The organism is Microcystis aeruginosa LEGE 91341 (assembly GCF_015206885.1).
GTDB lineage: Bacteria > Cyanobacteriota > Cyanobacteriia > Cyanobacteriales > Microcystaceae > Microcystis > Microcystis aeruginosa_H.
In genome coordinates this window covers 1-3,489 of record NZ_JADEXY010000225.1, presented here as the reverse complement: position 1 = coordinate 3,489, position 3,489 = coordinate 1, and the positions used below count along the sequence as shown (strand labels likewise).

General features: G+C 40.2%; 2 protein-coding genes. One reads left to right on the top strand and one right to left on the bottom strand.

Going from position 1 to position 3,489, the window contains the following annotated elements:
• On the top strand, positions 1-302 hold a 302-nt coding region (locus IQ234_RS20255; RefSeq protein ID WP_228008642.1), incomplete at its 5' end, for a DUF6515 family protein.
• Here IQ234_RS20255 and IQ234_RS20250 read toward each other — a convergent pair.
• Complete coding sequence (locus IQ234_RS20250) at positions 299-3,361, bottom strand: DEAD/DEAH box helicase (RefSeq protein WP_193958393.1); 3,063 nt, start codon at positions 3,359-3,361, stop codon at positions 299-301. The two genes, IQ234_RS20255 and IQ234_RS20250, sit on opposite strands and share 4 nt — an antisense overlap.
• Positions 3,362-3,489: the final 128 nt, after the last annotated feature.

Sequence of the window (3,489 nt, the reverse complement as noted above, 5' to 3'; positions counted from 1 at the left end):
GGGGTTGGGTGGGTTTGACCACCGGCTTAGTCATCGGTTCAGCGATCGCCACTCTCCCCCCCTACTACAATACCGTCTATGTGGGTTCTACTTCCTACATTTACTCGGACGGCATCTATCTTCAACCTAGCGGCAGTTCCTACACGGTGGTGGTCCCGCCAATCGGCGCAATTGTCACCTATATCCCAGACGGCTGCACCACAATTACGGCTGACAATACGCTTTATTACAATTGCAGCGGCATTTACTATCGGCCCCTGTTTGAGAATGGTTCCACGGTTTATCAGGTGGTTCGCTTCTAATCGGTTTCTTCTTCATCAATAATTGCCGATCGATCTAATAATAATAAATCTCGCAGGCGATCGGTATCTAATTCGGTTAACCAATTTTCCCCGGCATCTACGGTTTGTTCCGCTAATTGTTTTTTGCTTTCGATCATCTCATTAATGCGTTCCTCTAGGGTTCCCGTACAGATGAATTTATGTACCTGAACATTGCGTTTTTGTCCGATGCGGAAAGCGCGATCGGTGGCCTGATTTTCTACGGCCGGATTCCACCAACGATCGATATGAAAAACGTGATTAGCGCGGGTTAAATTTAATCCTGTTCCCCCTGCTTTTAGGGAGAGAATAAAAATCTTTGGTCCTTGGGGATCATTTTGAAAGCGCTCGATCATTTCTACCCGATCTTTTGTTTTGGTAGAACCAGAGAGAAATAATATTTCCTCGGCTAATTTTTTCTGGAGATGGGTTTGTAGGAGTTTTCCCCACTCGGCAAATTGTGTAAAAATTAAAGCTCGATCGCCTTCGGCTATCACTTCCTCTACCATAGCTTCTAAGCGTAATAATTTTCCCGATCTTTGACTGGTTTCTAAACTATTTTCTTTCAAAAAATGGGCGGGATGATTACAAATTTGTTTGAGTTGCATTAGCAAGGTTAAAATCAATCCATGTCTCTGAATCCCTTGGGTTTCTTCAATTTTCTGGAGCGTTGTCTCGACTAATTGTTGATAAAGTTGTCCCTGTTCTTTTGATAAACCACACAGGACATTCATTTCCTGTTTTTCTGGTAAATCTTCAATAATAGTTTTATCGGTTTTTAATCTCCTTAAAATGAAAGGACGGACGAGGGAACGCAAATTATGTAGGGATTCTTGATCGCCGTATTTTTCAATGGGAAGGGCAAAACGACGCTGAAAAAAGGCTTGAGTTCCTAAAAAATTGGGATTGAGAAAATCCAAAATTGACCATAATTCTGTCAGGCGATTTTCTACGGGAGTTCCCGTTAAGGCAATCCGAAATCCTGCGGGTATTTTTCGCACTGCTTGGGATTGTTTAGCCGTAGAATTCTTAATATTTTGAGCTTCATCTAAAACTAAACCTTGCCATTGTACTGCTTCTAAACTGGACAGATCGCGATAGATTAAAGGATAACTGGTAATCACAACCGATTTATTTTTTACCTCTTGAGCAAAAGCTTGACCTTTTAATCTTTTTTCGCCATGATGCACAAAAACCGCTAGGGTGGGAGCGAATTTTCTTAACTCATGTTCCCAGTTATTAACCACAGAAGTGGGAGCAACCACTAACACGGGATTAACTAACATATCCTCTTCTTTTAATGCTAGTAAAAAAGCGATTAATTGCGGGGTTTTGCCTAAACCCATATCATCGGCTAAACAAGCACCTAAACCCCACTTTTCTAGGAAAGCTAACCAACTAACTCCCTTAATTTGATAGGGACGTAATTCCCCCCGAAATTCCCTAGGTGGGTTGATTAATTGAATCCCTTGATTGTTATTTAAATTATCAATTAATTCCTTTAATGCTCCCTCCGCTTGGAAATTGACTACCGGCAGTTTAGCAATTAGATTATTATCCCCTGAACTCAAGCGCAGAGCATCTTCCACTGAGAGATTCAGGGGAGTGATGGTATTATTTAAAATTGCCTGAGCTGCTTTGACATCCGTAGGTTGTAGGATTAACCATTTGCCCCCCACTTCCACCACTGGCAATTTTTTCTCTAATAACTTATCAAAATCTTTTTTTGATATTTCCTGTTCTCCTACCACTAATTTAAGCTGAAAGTTTAATAAACTGGTTAAACTTAATCTTTCTCCTTTTTTGGGAGTTACACTAGCAGCAATCTTAATTCCTAATCTTTGTTCATTACTACCGGCAGTTAAACCCGTTGGCAAAATTACCCCTAATCCCTGCTCTTGCAATTGCCAAGCGATCGAGCGAATAAACTGATAAACTTCGATCGAATCAAGAGAACATTCCTCCGGGTGTCTCTGCTCTAAACTAATTCTAATCGGTTCGTACAATCGCGATGCTAATCCCAATCCTTTTAAGAGAATTTCTTGGGGATTATTGACAACTCTTTGATAACTATGATAACTCTCTTTGCCCTCTAACCAAATCAACTTAGCACTAATGAGAAATTCGGGATCATCTAACGCTTGTAAATAATAGGTGAGTTTCCACGCTGTCCCTAATCTGGGAGGTTGTAAAGATAAACAGACACGGTATTGATTCTCGATTAATTGGCGATTATTGCCATTAACTAAACTTTCTTGGATAGGAAACACCCAGTTATTATAAGCATTTTCTAGACGCTGTAAATTCTTGGCTTCTAAGGCAATGTCATGACGATCACTGCTTAAAGATTGTAGCCAGGGTTTCACCATCAATGAGGGGGAAATATTAACAGTACTATCGATCTTTTGTCGCAAACGAGCATCGACAATATTTTTTAAGCAATCGAGAATGATTGTTTGTGGTTCGCTATTTTCTTGATAGGCAAGACAAACCAGGGGGATGGTTTGGATAAACTTAGCTAAACGAGTGCGATCGATGGTACTATCTAGCAGGGGATACCAGCAACTTTCACCCTGATTTATTCCTACTAAAAATTTCCCCCTTGCTAATAAATCTAAACTCCAACGGTGCAAATACAGCCAAAATCGTAGATCATTGCCGATAAATTCGGCCTTAGCTAGGGGTAATTTTTCCCATAACTGTACTATCATCCCCGCAGAAAAAGTTAATCCCGATACCTGCCATGGTTGCCAAGACAAGGATTTAGGTGTGGGTTCGAGAATTTGCCCTGACAGCAGCGGTAAAAAATATTTTTTCCTAGGGGGAGAATAACTAGGCAAACTGAGCTTGATTGATTCTGGAGAATACTGGTTAAGCTGAGGAGAAAATTTCTCGATAAATTGGGATAATGCCCCAGATTCTAGACAAAAAGGATGATTTTCTTGGGTTTCACTTAATTCTTTCCCTTGCCACTGTTCACCCCAAAGAAAAAAAACACTATCCTGCGAACCAATCAGCCAATTACCGTGTAGAGTAGTCATTAGACCTCCTGCAAAAATAGGAACTGATTATGTAAAATAAAGTAAAACACTCAGAAAAACAATGACTTACGAAAAAGTAAAAAATTTGAATCCAGAAGAGTTTAAACGCTTTTGTGGAGTATATCCTG

Excerpts from the sequence above, each read along its gene's own strand:
- IQ234_RS20250 (WP_193958393.1), bottom strand. The coding sequence starts at position 3,361 with ATGACTACTCTACACGGTAATTGGCTGATTGGTTCGCAGGATAGTGTT.